Source organism: Glycocaulis sp. (genome assembly GCF_051859565.1).
Lineage (GTDB): Bacteria > Pseudomonadota > Alphaproteobacteria > Caulobacterales > Maricaulaceae > Glycocaulis.
In genome coordinates this window covers 114,899-129,294 of record NZ_JBHYFK010000002.1, presented here as the reverse complement: position 1 = coordinate 129,294, position 14,396 = coordinate 114,899, and the positions used below count along the sequence as shown (strand labels likewise).

Below are 14,396 nucleotides of genomic sequence, written 5' to 3'. Positions count from 1 at the left end.
GATGTCAGTTGGTGATCAGGTAATAGGGGATTTGCGCGCCCGTGAGGTTGACCACCTCAATGGTGAACGGCTCCGACCATACCGGCACCCACTGGCAACTGACCGGAGCGGTGGTGGCAAGCGCCTCGCAGACAGGTTCGCCATCATTACGCCGGATCGACAGGCGCAGCGTGCCGCTTCCACGTGCCTGCAGCGAAACGCGTGCAGCGCGGCCAGAATGAAAACTGTCGCGCAGCAGGGCCGTCTCCCCGGCTCCCACAATGCCATTGCGATAGGCAGGGCCGGCAATGCGCCCGCGCGAAGGCGGAACGGTTTCGCCGAGCTCGGCGGCTCTGGCCTGCCAGCGTGCGGCCAGGTCAGCGTCGCCCTCAGCGGGGCGCGCGCCGCTGGCCTCCAGCAGGCTCGCCGCCGCCAGCAATGCTGCGCCATCACCTGCCGCTTCGGCGCGCAAGCCAATGTCGAGCGCAGCAAATATCTGGCCATCAGGCTCGGCAACGGCAGGCAGGGCCGATACAGCCTGCTGCGACGCACAGCCCGTCATGACCACCGGAAAAACAACGGCCATCGCAAGGGCACAAAGGCGCTGGTGCATCGGGGAGCCCCTCTTCCATGATCCCGGACCCAACCTTAGACCAATCCCGCGCGGGGCGGAAAGGTTCGCGCTTGCGCATTCTGCGTTCCAGCTTCGCGCGCCTGGCCGCCATGATTGCGGCCCTCGTCAGCTTCGCCGCGACAGCCGTTTTCCTGATTGCGTATTTCGCCTTCGCTTTTGTATCCGACCAGACCCTGCGCCAGCTGGTCGATACCGACGCGGCAGGCCTGGTGGACATATATTCCATCGAGGGCGAGGCCGGTCTGCAGCGCTCCTTGCAGGACCGGCTGGCCTTCCGGCCGCTGGAAGGCGAAGGCCCGGTCTATCTGCTGGCTGACCCGCAAGGCGAACCGCTCGCGGGCAATCTGACCCACTGGCCGGACGCGTTTTCGCTCGATGCCAGCTGGGTGAACGGCACCTTCACGGTGGACGGCGAGGCCTTGCCTCTGATCGGGCGCGCCTTCCTGATGCCGCAGGACTACCGGCTGTTTGTCGGGCGGTCCACCACAAGCCAGGCCGAGGCGCTCGCCCGCCTGCGCACGATCTTTACCGCCGGCTTCTTCATCACCATGACCCTTGGCATTGCCGCTGGCCTGGTCGCGGCAGGCTGGATCATGCAGAGAGTGGAGCGGCTGAACCGCACTTGCCATGCGGTGCGTGACGGGGCCATCGACCAGCGTGCGCCGGGAGCCGAAGGCGCCGATGAGTTCGGCGTGCTTTCGCGCAATATCAACGCCATGCTGGACCGGATAGAGCGCCTTATCAGCGCACAGCGTGACGTGTCTGACCTGACCGCACACGAACTGCGCACCCCTCTGGTGCGCATCGACCGCACACTGGCAGACGCCGCAAGCGATCCTGAGCGTATCGAGCAGGCGCGCGAACAGCTCGCCGAGCTGGGCGAGCTCATCAACTCGCTCATGGATATTTCCGCGATCAGCGCCGAGATCGGTGATACGCGCGGTCTGGAAACGCTCGACCTTGCCGCCCTCGCCCGGTCGGTCACCCCGCTATACAATGACGTTGCCAGCGAGAAGGGCGCCAGCGTGAAGGTGGAAGCCGGCGCGCCTGTGATGATGCGCGGCAGCCCCGCCCAGTTGGGCCGCCTGATCGCCAACCTCGTCGACAATGCGGTGAAATTCCTGCCCGAAGGCGGGGAGGTGAAAGTGATTGTCCGCGCCGGGCCGGTACTGATCGTGGAAGATAACGGCCCCGGCGTGCCGCCAGACTGGCGTGAGCGCGTATTCATGCGTTTCGCCCGTATCAGCCATGGCGGCCCGCGCGGTCATGGTCTAGGCCTGTCCTTCGTCCATGCCGTGGCCCGCCGCCACGGCCTCACCGTCGATGTGGAGGATGCAAGACCGGGATCGGCCCGGCCCGGCGCCCGCTTCACCGTCCGCAGGGCCGGAGCCACACCTTGATGCAATCCCCATCGCTTGCCAGCCTCGCGCGCGACTTCACCCGTATCGGGTTTTTGAGCTTTGGCGGACCCGCCCCGCAGATCGCCATGCTGCATGATCTCGTCGTGGAGCAGCGCGGCTGGGTGAGCGATGGCGATTTCCTGCGCGCGCTCAATGTCTGCCATCTCCTGCCCGGCCCGGAAGCGATGCAACTCGCCACCTGGATCGGCTGGAAGCTTGGCGGGATACGCGGCGGGCTGATCACCGGCGGGCTGTTCGTGCTGCCGGGCGCGCTGATCATGCTGGCGCTCTCCATTCTCTACGTGCTCGCCGCTGACCTGTCCCTTGTTGAGGGCGCATTCTTCGGGGTGAAAGCCGCCGTGCTGGTGATCCTGCTGGGCGCGGTGATCCGGCTGGGCTCCAAGACGCTCAAAAGCCCCGCCACGCTGGCCATTGCTGCTGCCGCCTTCATCGCGCTCAGCCTTGCCATACCCTTCCCGCTGGTCGTCGCAGGCGCAGGCCTTGCCGGATGGCTCGCCTCGCGCTGGATGGCCGCCGGCCATCACGGGGTAGAAGCGCACGAAACACCGACAGGCGAGGGCGCGTCGGTGTCCGCGACCGCCGCATCCCTCCTCATCTGGACTGCCGTCTGGCTCGCGCCGCTGGCGCTGGCTGCGCTCCTGCTTTCGCCCTCCCATAGGCTGGTGGAGGTGGCGGGCTTCTTCTCCTGGCTGGCTCTGGTCAGCTTTGGCGGAGCTTATGCCGTCCTCGCCTGGATGGCACAGGCAGGGGTTGAGCAATATGGCTGGCTGAGCGCCGGAGAGATGGCGGACGGTCTGGGGCTGGCCGAGTCCACGCCCGGTCCGCTCATTCTGGTGACGCAGTTTACCGGCTTCATCGCGGGCTATCGTCTGCCCGAACCCTTCGGCGCGATGCTGGGCGGGATACTGGGCGCTGCGCTAACGCTGTGGGCGGTGTTCCTGCCCTCCTTCATGGCGATCTTCACGCTCGCCCCTTGGATGGAGAGGCTGAACAGCATCAAGGCCCTGCAAAGCGCGCTCGCTGGCATTTCCGCCGCTGTAGTCGGCGTCATCGCCAGCCTTGGTGTGTGGTTTGCCGTGCAGATCCTCTTTGCCGATACCGGCTCTATGAGCCTTGGCCCCTTCCGGATCGTCACCGCCGATCTCACCACGTTTGACCCGTGGGTGATCGCCATTGCGGCCCTGTGCGCCATCATCGCCTTCGGGCTCAAGCGGGGTGTGATGACGCTGGTCGCGACAGGGCTGGCCGCTGGCCTCGCCCTGTCGCTTGCAGGCGTTATTTAGGGTCTGTCCTCATAACAGACCCTAGGCCACGACCTCGTCTTTCAGCGTCCGCGCGGCGAGGAAGAAGGCGATGGAGGCAATGCCGCCCATGCCGCCAAACACCACCATCGACCAGCGAATGCCTTCAGCTGCACCCATCGTCTGGGCAAAGATGTCGCTGAATGTGCCGACCAGAAGCGGGCCGAGCCCCAGGCCAACCAGATTGATGATGAAGAGCAATACCGCCGCCGCCGTCGCCCGCGTCTGCGGATGCACAAGGCTCTGCGCGCTGGCAAAGATCGGCCCGTACCAGATCGCCCCGGCAAAGACCGGAATGGCGAGCAAAGCGAAGGATAGCGCCACATTGTCCACCAGCATGGCCGCAATGAAGGGGATCACGGTCACGAGGCCCGCGATCGCCGGCACGGTGGCATAGCCCGACACATTCTTGCGCGCCGCCCGGTCGGCCAGCACACCGCCAAGGAAGGTGCCTGCCGCGCCGCATATCCCGATGATGAGGCCAAGCGCGGTGCCAACAAAGCCTATCGGGCCGAAGCTGACGCCGATCATTTCGTTTACGTTTACCGCCATGGCGGTCAGGCCCTCGCCGTGATTGCGCAGATAGAACGAGCCGTAAAAAGCGATATGGCCATAGCCGACCATGGCGCTCAACGCCGCGCCGATGGAAATCCACCAGAAGGATTTTTTGGATTTCAGCTCCCTGAGGGCATCTCCAAAGCTTGGCCCCTTGACCGGCACGACCTTCTTCTCAAGGCCCCGGCGCGGTTCCGGCAGGGTGAGGAAGGCCATGATGGCCAGAATGATGCCCGGCGCACCGGCAACAAAAAAGGCGACCCGCCAGCCGAACGCGTCAGCAATCAGCCCGCCGAGCGCCATGCCCGCCAGCGATCCCAGCGGAATTCCCATCGAATAGATGGCCAGCGCCGAGGCGCGCTCTTCCTTGGGCGTATAGTCCGTGATGAGCGAGTGAGCGGGCGGCGAACACCCGGCCTCGCCAACGCCAACCCCGATACGCGCCAGCAATAGCTGGGTGAAATTGGCCGCCAGTCCGCAGGCGATGGTGAAGGCGCTCCACACCGCCACGGCCACCGAGATGATCTTCACCCGGTCAGCCTTTTCGGCGTAACGCGCAATCGGAATGCCCAGCACGGTATAGAAAGCGGCGAAGGCAAGGCCGGTCAGCATGCCAAGCTGCCAGTCGGCCAACCCCAGCTCGATCTTGATCGGCTCAGCCAGGATGTTGACGATCTGCCGGTCCAGGAAATTGAAGATGTAGATGACAAGCAGCATGCCGATGGCATAGCGGCGCGCGCTGGGCGCAAGCGGCTGGGTCACCGGGATACCCGGTGGCGGGCTGGCAGTGGCCAAGGCAGTTCCTCCCCTGTGAAAACGCGGGCTTCGCCCGTCATGTGTCAGAGGAGGTTAGAGCGCGTTCGGCCGGTGTGAAGCGTTTTCGCTTCAAAAATCAGCCGCGCGGGCAGATCAGCACGTTGGAATCAAACACCGCGCCTACCACGAACTGGTAGCCGAACGGCGCACCGACACTCGATCCGCTCAGCTCTTCACCATGGGTATAGAGCACGGTCACGGCCTGGCCGGTTTCGGGATCGACCCGGATGACATGGGAGGGTGCCAGCGCGGTTTCGTCTTCAGCATGGGCCAGGAAGTCGAACACGCGCGGATGCGCCCCGATCCACAAATCCCCGCTCTCATCAATCTCGATATTGTCTGCCCCGGTGCGTACCGGAATGGAGCGCCGGTGGGTCAGCGCGCCGGTTTCAGGGTTGCGCTCGAATACGTTCACCCGGCGGCCCAGAAACTCGGCCACATAAAGCATCCTGCCATCAGCTGATACATTGATGCCGTTGGCATAGATCATCCCGCCAGCGGCAGTGCGCCCGGTCTCCCCGTCATAATAGCTGACCCCGGCCAGCGGCAGGCCGAAATAGGCTTCCAGCTGCTGCATGATGCCAGACTGGTAGCGGGAATCGTTCGTGGCGTAGAACTGGTTGGGGCCTACAGCGACAAGATCATTGGGCGATGAAAGCTCGGGATAGGTAATGGTCTCCGCGTGGAAGAGGCGCCAGTCCTGATCGACCTCGAACACTTCAACCGTGTGACCGCCCGCCAGCGGATGGTTGATGACGAAGAGGCGCTGGCGTCCGTCGTCCCCGATCCACAGGCTGATGCCGTGCGGCTGGAAATCGTCCGGCCCGTCGACACTCGCGTAGCGCAGGGTCTGGAACGGATCGGCGATATCAAACGTCCAGATGCCGCCCGCGTCGGGATTTTCCGAGCGGCGGTCTGCCGCCGACACAAAGACGATGCCCGACTGCGGGTGAATGGTCACATCCTCGGTGCCGGGCGCAACCTCAAGGCTCTCACAGCGCTCGGCCAGCCGCGGCTCATGCGGAGTGAGCATGCCCGATGCCGGAACGATCATGTAGGCGATGCGCGCCAGCGCGATCAGAACCACAAGGCCAATGGCGATGAGAATAACGCGGATCATGTGGAGCCCTCCCCGGTCGTGTAGGCGGTAAAGTTAACGCAAGGCGGGGGAGCTGTCTTGCGGGGAAATGGGGGGCTCTGAAATCCCGGAGGCCCGAAGGGCCATCCGGGACCTGATGCAGGATAATTCTGACAGAGGCCCCGGATAGCGCTGAAGCGCTTCCGGGGTTTCATTTACTATTGTGCCGCCCTTTCCCCCGGACGGTAGGCCTCCACTGCGCTTTCGCGTACCGCATCCACTGTCATCGGCACGCGGCGCATCACCTCGTCGGCAAAGTCCTGCATCTGGCTGGTATAGTGGGGATCATCTGGCCGGTTGGACGAGCCGAAATGATGGACCGCCCAGAGCGAAAATTCCCCCTCCGAATCCCATTCAGCGAGCATGACGAGGCCATCGCCCGCCACCATGGAGAGCGTGCCGTCTCCATTGCGCTGGCCGTAGACCGCCCGCAGCGTATCCGGCCCGCCCTGCAGCGGCACCGCCACATCACCGCGCCGGATGAAGTTCACCTCCCGCCAGGGCGGATCGAGCCGGCCATGGTGCTCGGCGAGATACACCACCGCGTCGCGGAACGCCTCATCCAGCGGCGGCCCGGTCCGGCCGGCAGCGCGCGCGGTACCCACCGGCTGATAGGTCAGCAGCGATAGGGCGGCGTTGCGATTGTCGAAATCAGCCCGTCCGTCCCATGCCTCGATAATGGCGAGCGCATCGGCCATGAGCGGCTCGTCCGACCAGTCCATCGCCAGCAGCTCGGCGCGCAATTGCATCGCCTGACTGTCCTCATGGAAGGAATGATCCCACTTGATCGCCAGAAGCGCATCGCGGCTGATCGTTTCCAGCGCGGCCAGCGCCGTCGTGGCAACAAGGCCGCGATTGGTCATGTGCGTCTCGATGCCGAAAGTGCGCGGGAAATCGCCTTCTTGCGGGTCTTCATCGCCAAGCGTGACACGGAAGGGCGTGTGGTTGGCGTCCACCACATAGCCCGCCGCCGGATCAACCATGTGCGGCAGGGCAGAAAAGGGCGCGAACTCGTTCCAGACCAGATCGGAGCGCTCACCGGGCAGTATACTCCGCCAGTCCAGCCCCGGCTCATCAAGGCGCAACGGCATGCGGGCATTATAATAGCGCGCAATGCGACCGGCGGAATCGCCCACCACCCGGTTGGTATTGCCCATGGCGAGCATCTCCATGACCTCTTCGTACTCGGCGAGGGTCTGCGCCTGCATCAGCCGGTAGGTCTGCTCCACGCCGCGCAGATCGCCCTGCGTCGCGTGGCGGATCGCAAAGACGCCGCGCTCGGTACGCAGCACTGTGCCGTGGACGGAGCGCTCAATGGGACGCGTCACCTGAAACGCAAACGGCCCCCAGAGATGGACCAGCATGCGCGCGGTCGAGCGCTCGAACGGTACATACTCACCATCGAGCAGGTAGGAGCGGTCGTCCGGGCCAAGGGTCAGTTCATAGACGTCAATCAGGTCCGGCCGGTTGATGGTTGCCGCGTGCGCCATGCCCGGATTGGCGCCCAGATGCAGGACAGGCACGCCAGGGAAGGTGCCGCCGGCAAAGTTCAGCCCTTCATCCGACATCATGTGGGTTTCATACCAGGCAACCGGGCCTTCGACCGGCTGGTGGGAGTTGATGACCACGCGCGTTGCGCCATCGTCCGAGCGAGACGGCGCAACCGCAATCGCGTTCGAGCCAAGCTCGTATTGCTCGCCCGGCGCGATGAAATGGACCTGAAGCTCCTGCCCGCGCGCGCCGTCGCGCTCCACATCGGGGGCAAAGAGATCGGTGAGCACATCGCTCATCCCGTAGAAGAGCGGGAAGTAGAAGGCGGCGAGCGCCGCCACATCGCGCCCCGTGACCGGGAAGAGATCACGTACGCGCTCATCCGGGTGAAGGGCGGCATAATAGTTCAGCCCCGCCGCATAGCCGCTGAGCAAGGCGCGCGTATCCAGCGTAAGCTGGGTCTCGTACTCGGCTGCCACCAGCGCGGTGACGCCCAGCGCCTGTACGAGATACGCGCCTCTGGCCTCGCTCTCGTCGGCGGCCAGCATTTCCGGGCCCAGCGCGGCGCGCAGGGCGTACTGGATGGTGGGAAAATCATCTTCCGCATGGGCGAAAGCCAGCGCAAAGGCGGCGTCCCCGTCGGTCGCGCCCAATACGCGCGGAACGCCCCATTCATCGCGGAAAATTTCCGCCTCGAAATGCATGGCCTCGGCGCGCGCCACATCTTCGTCAAAGCTGCGCACCTCCAGCGGCACAAGGCGCAAGCCAGCCGCAAACGCGCCTGCCACCGCCAGCGCCAGAACCACCGGCACCGCGATGAGAATGATCCGTCCGACGCGCATGAACGCCCCTCCCCGTTTCGTTTATTGGTGTGTCAGTGTGCACGCCCGCGCCATGTGCGCAATCACCCGCTTGCGCCACCCCTCGCGCCGTCGCACCATCGCGCCATGAGCCATATCGACCCCACCCGCGACGCCTTCACCCTGTTCAAGGGCCTCGACCGCACCCAGCCGGTCGAGATGCTGAACCTTTTGCGTTTCCGCGAGATCGCCGCCTACCCCGATGACCGCAAGATCAGCGGAGAGGAGGCATACAAGACCTATGGCCGCGAAAGCTCAGCCGTCTTTGCCCGTGTGGGAGGCAGGATCATCTGGCGCGGTGAGCCTCAGGTTACGCTGATCGGCCCGGCGGAGGAACGCTGGGACATGGCCTTCATCGCGGCCTACCCCAGCGCGAATGCGTTTCTGGAGATGGTCACCGACCCGCACTACCAGACACATGCCGTGCCGCACCGTCAGGCGGCGGTGGCCGACAGCCGGCTGGTGCGCCATGCGGCCCTGCCGGTTGGGGATATGTTCGGTTAGGGCCGGCGAACTAGACCCCCAACAGCCCCGCAAGCTCGTCCACGCTATTGGCAAAGGCCGGGGCCCTGGCGGCTACCGGCTCGCGCCGCACCACGCCGCCAAAGCCGATAAAGGCATCGGCTGCGCCCTCGGCGAAGGCCTCGTAATCGGTCATGCCATCGCCCACCATGACGGCGGTGGAGGCATTGGCGAGGGTTTTCAGCGCCCTGACGGCCACCGCCTTGCCGCCTGAGCGCGAGAGCGGGTTTTCCCGGTCAAAGCCGCTGACCAGCCCCGCCTCGTCGTATTCAAAGCGGTTGCAGCGCACATCGCCCGGCATGAAGCCGAGCGTGGAGAGCGCCGGGCCCAGCAACTCGATAAATCCGCCAGACACCGCAAACACGCCATGCCCCTTGTCGCGCAAAGCGCGGCTCAGCTCGAACATGCCCGGGGTCAGCATCTCGGCCAGCTGGACCGAGATCATCATGATTTCTTGCTGGCTTAGCGGCGCCATCGCGATGCGCTGTTCCAGCGACTGGCGGAAATCCAGCGCGCCGGCCATCCCGCGGCTGGTGATCTCGGCGAGCTGTGCGGCTTGCGCCTTCCCGCCGGGCTTGCTGCTCAGGGATTGCTCGACCGCGAAATCAAGGCTTTCCACGGCCAGCAGGGTGGAATCCACGTCAAAGATGATGATGCGTGTCATGCGTCCCCGCCCCGTTCACACACTCAAGCCTGGCCCGGCGCGCTGATGCCGATACCAATGGGGCAGGTCACGCCCGTGCCGCCAATCCCGCAATAGCCTTGTGGATTCTTGGCGAGATATTGCTGGTGATAGTCCTCGGCATAGTAGAATGGCCCGGCCTCACGGATCTCGGTTGTCACCGCGCCCTTGCCAGCCTCTTTCAGCGCCGCCTCATAGGCTTTCGCGCTCGCTTCAGCCGCTTTTTTCTGGTCCTTGCTGGTCCAGTAGATGGCCGAGCGATACTGCGTGCCGACATCATTGCCCTGACGCATGCCTTGCGTCGGGTCGTGGTTCTCCCAGAACACTTTCAGGAGCGTCTCGAAACTGATGCGTTTTGGATCGAAGACCACACGCACCACTTCGGTATGGCCCGTGCGGCCAGAGCACACTTCCTCATAGGTGGGGTTGGGCGTGATCCCGCCCGCATAGCCCGCAGCCGTATTCACCACGCCCGGCAATTGCCAGAACACCCGCTCCACACCCCAGAAACAGCCCATGGCGAAAATCGCCTCTTCATGGCCTTCCGGCACGGCAGCCTTCAAGGTTCCGCCCTTGACGAAATGGGTGGCCGCGGTCGGCACGGCCTGGATGCGGCCCGGCAGGGCTTCACCTGCAGGAACAAGCTCCGTCTTCCAGCGCGGATGGGCATTGAGTGCCATGGCAAGCAGTCTCCGTAAGATCATGAGAGAGCATATAGGCAGCGCAGCACAAAACGCCATCGCCGCGTGACACAGGATCAGGCGGGCATTGGCCATCAAGCCACCACAATCAGATCATGATGATCTGTGCGGTCTCCGGGCGCTTGGGACCGGAGCGAGGGGCTTTGCGATGACCATCACCATGACCGTCCTGTTCATTGGCGCAGGGCTGGCGCTATTGGTGGCGGGGGGTGAAAGCCTCGTTCACGGGGCGTCTGGCCTTGCAAGGCGGCTCGGCATCTCGCCCCTGCTGATCGGGCTTGTCGTTGTGGGCTTTGGCACCTCGACACCGGAACTGACGACCTCCATCGCTGCGGCCTTGCGCGACGCACCGGAGATCGCCGTCGGCAATGTCATCGGCTCGAACATCGCCAATATCCTGCTGATCCTTGGCCTTGCGGCCCTGTTGCGCCCGATCCGCATCGATCCGCGCCCTTTCCGCCGCGATGGGAGCGCGCTGGCGATCTCTGCACTGGCCGGCGCCGGGGCGCTCGCCTTTGCCGGGCTGGAGCGCTGGGTCGGCGCGGCACTGCTGGCGGGCCTTTCCGTCTACCTTCTCGTCTCATGGCTGACCAGCAAGGATCGCTCCGTCGCGCAGGAACAGGCCCCGCCCGCTACAAGACCGGCCGGACGGCTCTGGATCGAGCTTGCCCTCCTCGGCGCTGGCTTTTTGGGCGTGATCTTTGGCGCAGGGCTGCTCGTTGACGGGGCGGTCTCGGCAGCAACGGCGCTTGGCGTCTCGCAGGCCGTGATCGGGCTTACCATCGTGGCGGTCGGCACGTCCCTGCCAGAGCTGTCGGCTTCCTTGAGCGCTGCCCGGCGCGGGGAGGGCGATATCGCCTTTGGCAATATCGTCGGCTCCAACATTTTCAATATTCTGGGGATTCTGGGCGTGACGGCCCTTGTTTCACCCCTGCAAGTGACAGGCGGGCTGGCGGGAAGCGATCTTGGGGTCATGCTCGCCGCCAGCGCGCTATTGCTCGTTATCGCCATCTGGAAGCAGCAAGTATCACGGCTTCATGGCGCGATATTCCTCGCCCTCTACGCAGCCTATATCGCATCCATAGCACTGGCCTGAGCGTGCCTGATGCGCCTTGCACAGCGCCCCTCTGCCAGCGCGCTTGACTGGCAGGCGTTCTCAGATAGTTTGCGCCGCCTCGCGGTGAGGTGGCCGAGTGGTCGAAGGCGCACGCCTGGAACGCGTGTAGGCGGGAAACCGTCTCGTGGGTTCGAATCCCACCCTCACCGCCACTGATCAGCCATGCCGCCCTCGCGCAGCATGGCCTTGGTCTCCCAGTGTATTTTCCTCAACATTTGTGTAGGTCAGCAGCGCCATTGAGCGCACGGCGCTACTTATGCTTGCGCGCTTACATTGCATCCTGTTTAGGATTAAGTTTTCTGATCAGGATTGCTTTTTCTGTTTCGGGGTGGTTCCTTTACCGCCATGTCCGGGATTTGCTGGCGGGAGGCCCCCATGAACCGACTGTTTCTGATTGCCGTTTCGGCACTTGCGTTGTGGGTATACACACCTGCCAGCGTGACCGCGCAGGCCGAAGCCCGCCAGGCTGGTTCGGCCACTGCCGCCAGCCAGCTGGAAAGCGCCGTAGATGCCTTTGCCCGCAATGTGCTGGAGGAAGGCCAGGCCCCCGGCCTGTCAATCGGCATTGCCCGTGGCGGCGAGACGCTTCTGGTGCGTGGCTATGGCCTTGCCAATCTGGAGCATCAGGTGGAGGTGACCGGCGACACCGTGTTCCGCATCGGCTCTGTCACCAAGCAGTTCACGGCGGCCGCCATTCTTCTGCTGGCAGAAGATGGCCGGCTCAGCCTTGATGATACGCTGGACCAGTATTTCGGCGATTTTCCGCGCAGCGATGAAGTGACGATCCGCCAGCTTCTCCAGCACACATCCGGCATCCGCAATTACACATCGCTTGATGGCTTCATGGACACCACCGCGCCACTGGACCATGACGAGGCCCGCATGGTCGCCTATATCGCAAGCGCTGATCCGCTCTACGATTTCGACCCCGGCACGGGCTGGAGCTACTCCAATTCGGGCTACATGCTGCTTGATTATATCGCCGAACAGGCAGCAGGAGAGCCGCTGGCCGATTTCCTGAAAACGCGCATCTTCGATCCGCTGGGCATGGATAATACCCGCATGGACGATGCAGCAGAGATCGTGCTGCACCGCGCGCAGGGCTATGACGCCGCGCCGGATACGGAAGCTGGTTTTACCAACGCCCCGCACCTCTCCCTTTCGGTCGCAGCCGGTGCCGGTGCCATGCGCTCCACGCCGCATGACATGATCGTGTGGATGCAAGCCCTGCTGAACCGTCAGGTGGTGTCGTCGGATAGCCTTGCCCTGATGCTGGAACCGGCACGCCTGAATGATGGAAGCCTTGCCAGCGCCTCCCTGTCCTCACCGCCTGCCGCGCTGGCCAATATGGATTATGGCTTTGGCATAATGACCGGCGAGCGCCACGGGCACCGCTTTATCGGCCATGGCGGCTCCATTCCCGGCTTCAACGCCTCCCTGATCCATTATTCCGATCAGGACATCACCATCGTACTGCTCGTCAACACAATCGGCCCGGCGGCGCGCGGCGCGCCGGTTCTGGCCGAAGCCGTGTTCGAGGCGCTGGCAGACTGATCACAGCCACAAAAAAAATCCGACACCAGGGGAGACTTCCATGACCGCAATCCGCACTCTGCTGATGGCCACATCGGCCGCCATTCTTGTCATCACACCGGCGGCGATGGCTCCGGCGATAGCCCAGCCAGCCGGAGCTGCTGCCAGCTTCAACGAAGCGGCACTGGACACCCTTCCCGCCTTCATCGACGGGGTGATGGCCCAGCAGATCGCCTCGCGCGAAGTGTCCGGCGCGCTCGTCACAGTGGTCCATCAGGGCGAAGTGGTGATGAGCCGCGGTTACGGGTTTGCCGACGTTGAAAACCGCATTCCGGTCGATGGGGAGAGCACGCTCTTCCGGCCCGGCTCCATCTCCAAAATGTTCACCTGGATCGCGCTGGCGCAGCTCATCGAGCAGGGCCGTGTCTCGCTGGACGACGATGTCAACGCGCATATCGATTTCGAGATCGAGCCCTTTGACGGCCAGCCGATCACCGTGCGCGACCTGTTTCAGCACACGCCGGGCATGAGCGATGTCGGCGGTTTCACCACCGGCAATGTGGAAGACCTCGTCGACCACGCGGAATGGACCCGCAACAATGTTCCGCAGCGCGTCATCGCGCCGGGCGTGGAAGTGGCCTATTCCAACTGGGGCACGTCGCTGGCGGGCTATATCGTGGAGCAGGTATCGGGCGAACACTTCGCCGACTATGTCGAGAACCACATTTTCACGCCGCTTGGCATGACCTCTTCTACCTTCCGCGAGCCTTTACCTGACGCTCTGGCGGATCGTATCGCGCTCGGCCACGATCTTGAGAACGGGCGCTATACCGCCCGGTCATTTGACTATTACTCCATGGTGATGCCCGCCGGTTCGGCCACGGTCAGCGGGCCGGACATGGCGCGCTTCATGATCGCCATGCTCAATGATGGCGCGCTGGAAGGGACACGTATCCTCTCTGAAGAGCTGGTGGCGCTTCTGGAGACCAATTCCATCGCCAACGCCCCGCGCCTGCCGGGTATGGCGCACGGCTATCTGGTCTATCGCGAGGAAGGGCCGCGCCTGATCGGCCATGCCGGCGCAATGCGCGATTTCCGCTCCAACATGATCCTGTCGCCGGAAACCGGCACCGGCATTTTCCTCTCCATCGTGGCGGCCCCTGCCGGACGCCCGGCGCAAGGCGAGCTGAGCGCTGCAATCACCGGGCGATTGTTCCCGCAAGCCCCTGCGCCGCGCTGGAGCGAGGCGGCAGAGGCGGAGCGGTTTGAAGGGCGGTATCTGGTGAACCGGCGCGACTACTCGCGTGATCCGCATCCGCTTATGCATGCGGTGGTGGAAGCTGTTGGCCCCAACGCCATCACGATCACCTCGCTGGGCCAGACGCAGTACTTTGAACAGATCGAATCGGGCCTGTTCGAGCAGGTGACAGGCCTGCGCGAGGGCGGCCCGTTTGACCGGGTGGAATTCTATGGCGAGCCCGGCGCATGGCGGCTTTCTTTCGGCAGCCAGCCCTTCATGAACTGGCAGTATGCGGGTGAACTGGAAGAAGACACCGCCGAAGATGGAACGGGCGGCTAGACTTACCGGCCATCAGAACCCGGACAGATCGGAATAAGGGCGGGGCGCATACGCACCCTGCCCTTTT

12 protein-coding genes and 1 tRNA gene are annotated in these 14,396 nt (G+C 64.0%); 7 read left to right on the top strand and 6 right to left on the bottom strand.

Annotated features, from left to right (window positions below; all coding sequences use genetic code 11):
- Window positions 1-4: 4 nt before the first annotated feature.
- Window positions 5-565, bottom strand: coding sequence for a hypothetical protein (locus ACTIGC_RS03150; protein ID WP_439633034.1), 561 nt, complete (start codon window positions 563-565; stop codon window positions 5-7).
- A 98-nt stretch (window positions 566-663) separates the two neighbouring features.
- Here ACTIGC_RS03150 and ACTIGC_RS03145 point away from each other — a divergent pair, with 98 nt between their 5' ends.
- Both ACTIGC_RS03145 and chrA read left to right on the top strand, forming a co-directional pair.
- Window positions 664-2,013: a sensor histidine kinase gene (locus tag ACTIGC_RS03145; protein WP_439633033.1), complete on the top strand. Its 1,350-nt coding sequence runs from the start codon at window positions 664-666 to the stop codon at window positions 2,011-2,013.
- Window positions 2,013-3,317 (top strand): chromate efflux transporter, encoded by a 1,305-nt coding sequence (chrA, locus tag ACTIGC_RS03140; protein ID WP_439633032.1) that lies wholly within the window; start codon window positions 2,013-2,015, stop codon window positions 3,315-3,317. Before ACTIGC_RS03145 ends, chrA begins: the two co-directional genes overlap by 1 nt.
- 21 nt (window positions 3,318-3,338) lie before the next feature.
- Here the strand turns inward: chrA and ACTIGC_RS03135 are convergent, their stop codons facing one another.
- From ACTIGC_RS03135 to ACTIGC_RS03125, 3 genes are all read right to left on the bottom strand, one after another.
- A complete protein-coding gene (locus tag ACTIGC_RS03135) occupies window positions 3,339-4,685 on the bottom strand; it encodes a spinster family MFS transporter (protein WP_439633031.1) in 1,347 nt (448 codons plus the stop codon).
- A 97-nt stretch (window positions 4,686-4,782) separates the two neighbouring features.
- Window positions 4,783-5,826, bottom strand: a complete 1,044-nt coding sequence (locus ACTIGC_RS03130; protein WP_439633030.1) for a strictosidine synthase family protein — start codon at window positions 5,824-5,826, stop codon at window positions 4,783-4,785.
- A 176-nt stretch (window positions 5,827-6,002) separates the two neighbouring features.
- Window positions 6,003-8,177, bottom strand: coding sequence for a penicillin acylase family protein (locus ACTIGC_RS03125; RefSeq protein ID WP_439633029.1), 2,175 nt, complete (start codon window positions 8,175-8,177; stop codon window positions 6,003-6,005).
- A 105-nt stretch (window positions 8,178-8,282) separates the two neighbouring features.
- Between ACTIGC_RS03125 and ACTIGC_RS03120 the strand changes: the two genes are divergently transcribed.
- Complete coding sequence (locus ACTIGC_RS03120) at window positions 8,283-8,699, top strand: DUF1330 domain-containing protein (RefSeq protein ID WP_439633028.1); 417 nt, start codon at window positions 8,283-8,285, stop codon at window positions 8,697-8,699.
- A 10-nt stretch (window positions 8,700-8,709) separates the two neighbouring features.
- Here the strand turns inward: ACTIGC_RS03120 and ACTIGC_RS03115 are convergent, their stop codons facing one another.
- Entirely contained in the window at window positions 8,710-9,381 is a 672-nt protein-coding gene (locus tag ACTIGC_RS03115; RefSeq protein ID WP_439633027.1) for an HAD-IB family phosphatase, read from the bottom strand.
- A 23-nt stretch (window positions 9,382-9,404) separates the two neighbouring features.
- On the bottom strand, window positions 9,405-10,079 hold the full coding sequence (gene msrA / locus ACTIGC_RS03110) for a peptide-methionine (S)-S-oxide reductase MsrA (protein WP_439633026.1): 675 nt from the start codon (window positions 10,077-10,079) through the stop codon (window positions 9,405-9,407).
- Window positions 10,080-10,248: 169 nt separating this feature from the next.
- Here msrA and ACTIGC_RS03105 point away from each other — a divergent pair, with 169 nt between their 5' ends.
- The 4 genes from ACTIGC_RS03105 (at window position 10,249) to ACTIGC_RS03090 (ending at window position 14,329) form a co-directional block, all read left to right on the top strand.
- Entirely contained in the window at window positions 10,249-11,196 is a 948-nt protein-coding gene (locus ACTIGC_RS03105) for a calcium/sodium antiporter (RefSeq protein WP_439633025.1), read from the top strand.
- An 83-nt stretch (window positions 11,197-11,279) separates the two neighbouring features.
- A tRNA-Ser gene (locus ACTIGC_RS03100) sits at window positions 11,280-11,369 on the top strand.
- Between the two features lie 223 nt (window positions 11,370-11,592).
- A complete protein-coding gene (locus ACTIGC_RS03095; protein WP_439633024.1) occupies window positions 11,593-12,771 on the top strand; it encodes a serine hydrolase domain-containing protein in 1,179 nt (392 codons plus the stop codon).
- 40 nt (window positions 12,772-12,811) lie between these two features.
- Window positions 12,812-14,329 (top strand): serine hydrolase domain-containing protein, encoded by a 1,518-nt coding sequence (locus ACTIGC_RS03090; RefSeq protein ID WP_439633023.1) that lies wholly within the window; start codon window positions 12,812-12,814, stop codon window positions 14,327-14,329.
- The last annotated feature ends 67 nt before the right edge of the window (window positions 14,330-14,396 follow it).

Coding starts and splice junctions, on each gene's coding strand:
- ACTIGC_RS03150 (WP_439633034.1), bottom strand. CDS start 565: ATGGCCGTTGTTTTTCCGGTGGTCATGACGGGCTGTGCGTCGCAGCAG.
- chrA (WP_439633032.1), top strand. CDS start 2,013: ATGCAATCCCCATCGCTTGCCAGCCTCGCGCGCGACTTCACCCGTATC.
- ACTIGC_RS03130 (WP_439633030.1), bottom strand. CDS start 5,826: ATGATCCGCGTTATTCTCATCGCCATTGGCCTTGTGGTTCTGATCGCG.
- ACTIGC_RS03125 (WP_439633029.1), bottom strand. CDS start 8,177: ATGCGCGTCGGACGGATCATTCTCATCGCGGTGCCGGTGGTTCTGGCG.
- ACTIGC_RS03120 (WP_439633028.1), top strand. CDS start 8,283: ATGAGCCATATCGACCCCACCCGCGACGCCTTCACCCTGTTCAAGGGC.
- ACTIGC_RS03115 (WP_439633027.1), bottom strand. CDS start 9,381: ATGACACGCATCATCATCTTTGACGTGGATTCCACCCTGCTGGCCGTG.
- msrA (WP_439633026.1), bottom strand. CDS start 10,079: ATGGCACTCAATGCCCATCCGCGCTGGAAGACGGAGCTTGTTCCTGCA.
- ACTIGC_RS03105 (WP_439633025.1), top strand. CDS start 10,249: ATGACCATCACCATGACCGTCCTGTTCATTGGCGCAGGGCTGGCGCTA.
- ACTIGC_RS03095 (WP_439633024.1), top strand. CDS start 11,593: ATGAACCGACTGTTTCTGATTGCCGTTTCGGCACTTGCGTTGTGGGTA.
- ACTIGC_RS03090 (WP_439633023.1), top strand. CDS start 12,812: ATGACCGCAATCCGCACTCTGCTGATGGCCACATCGGCCGCCATTCTT.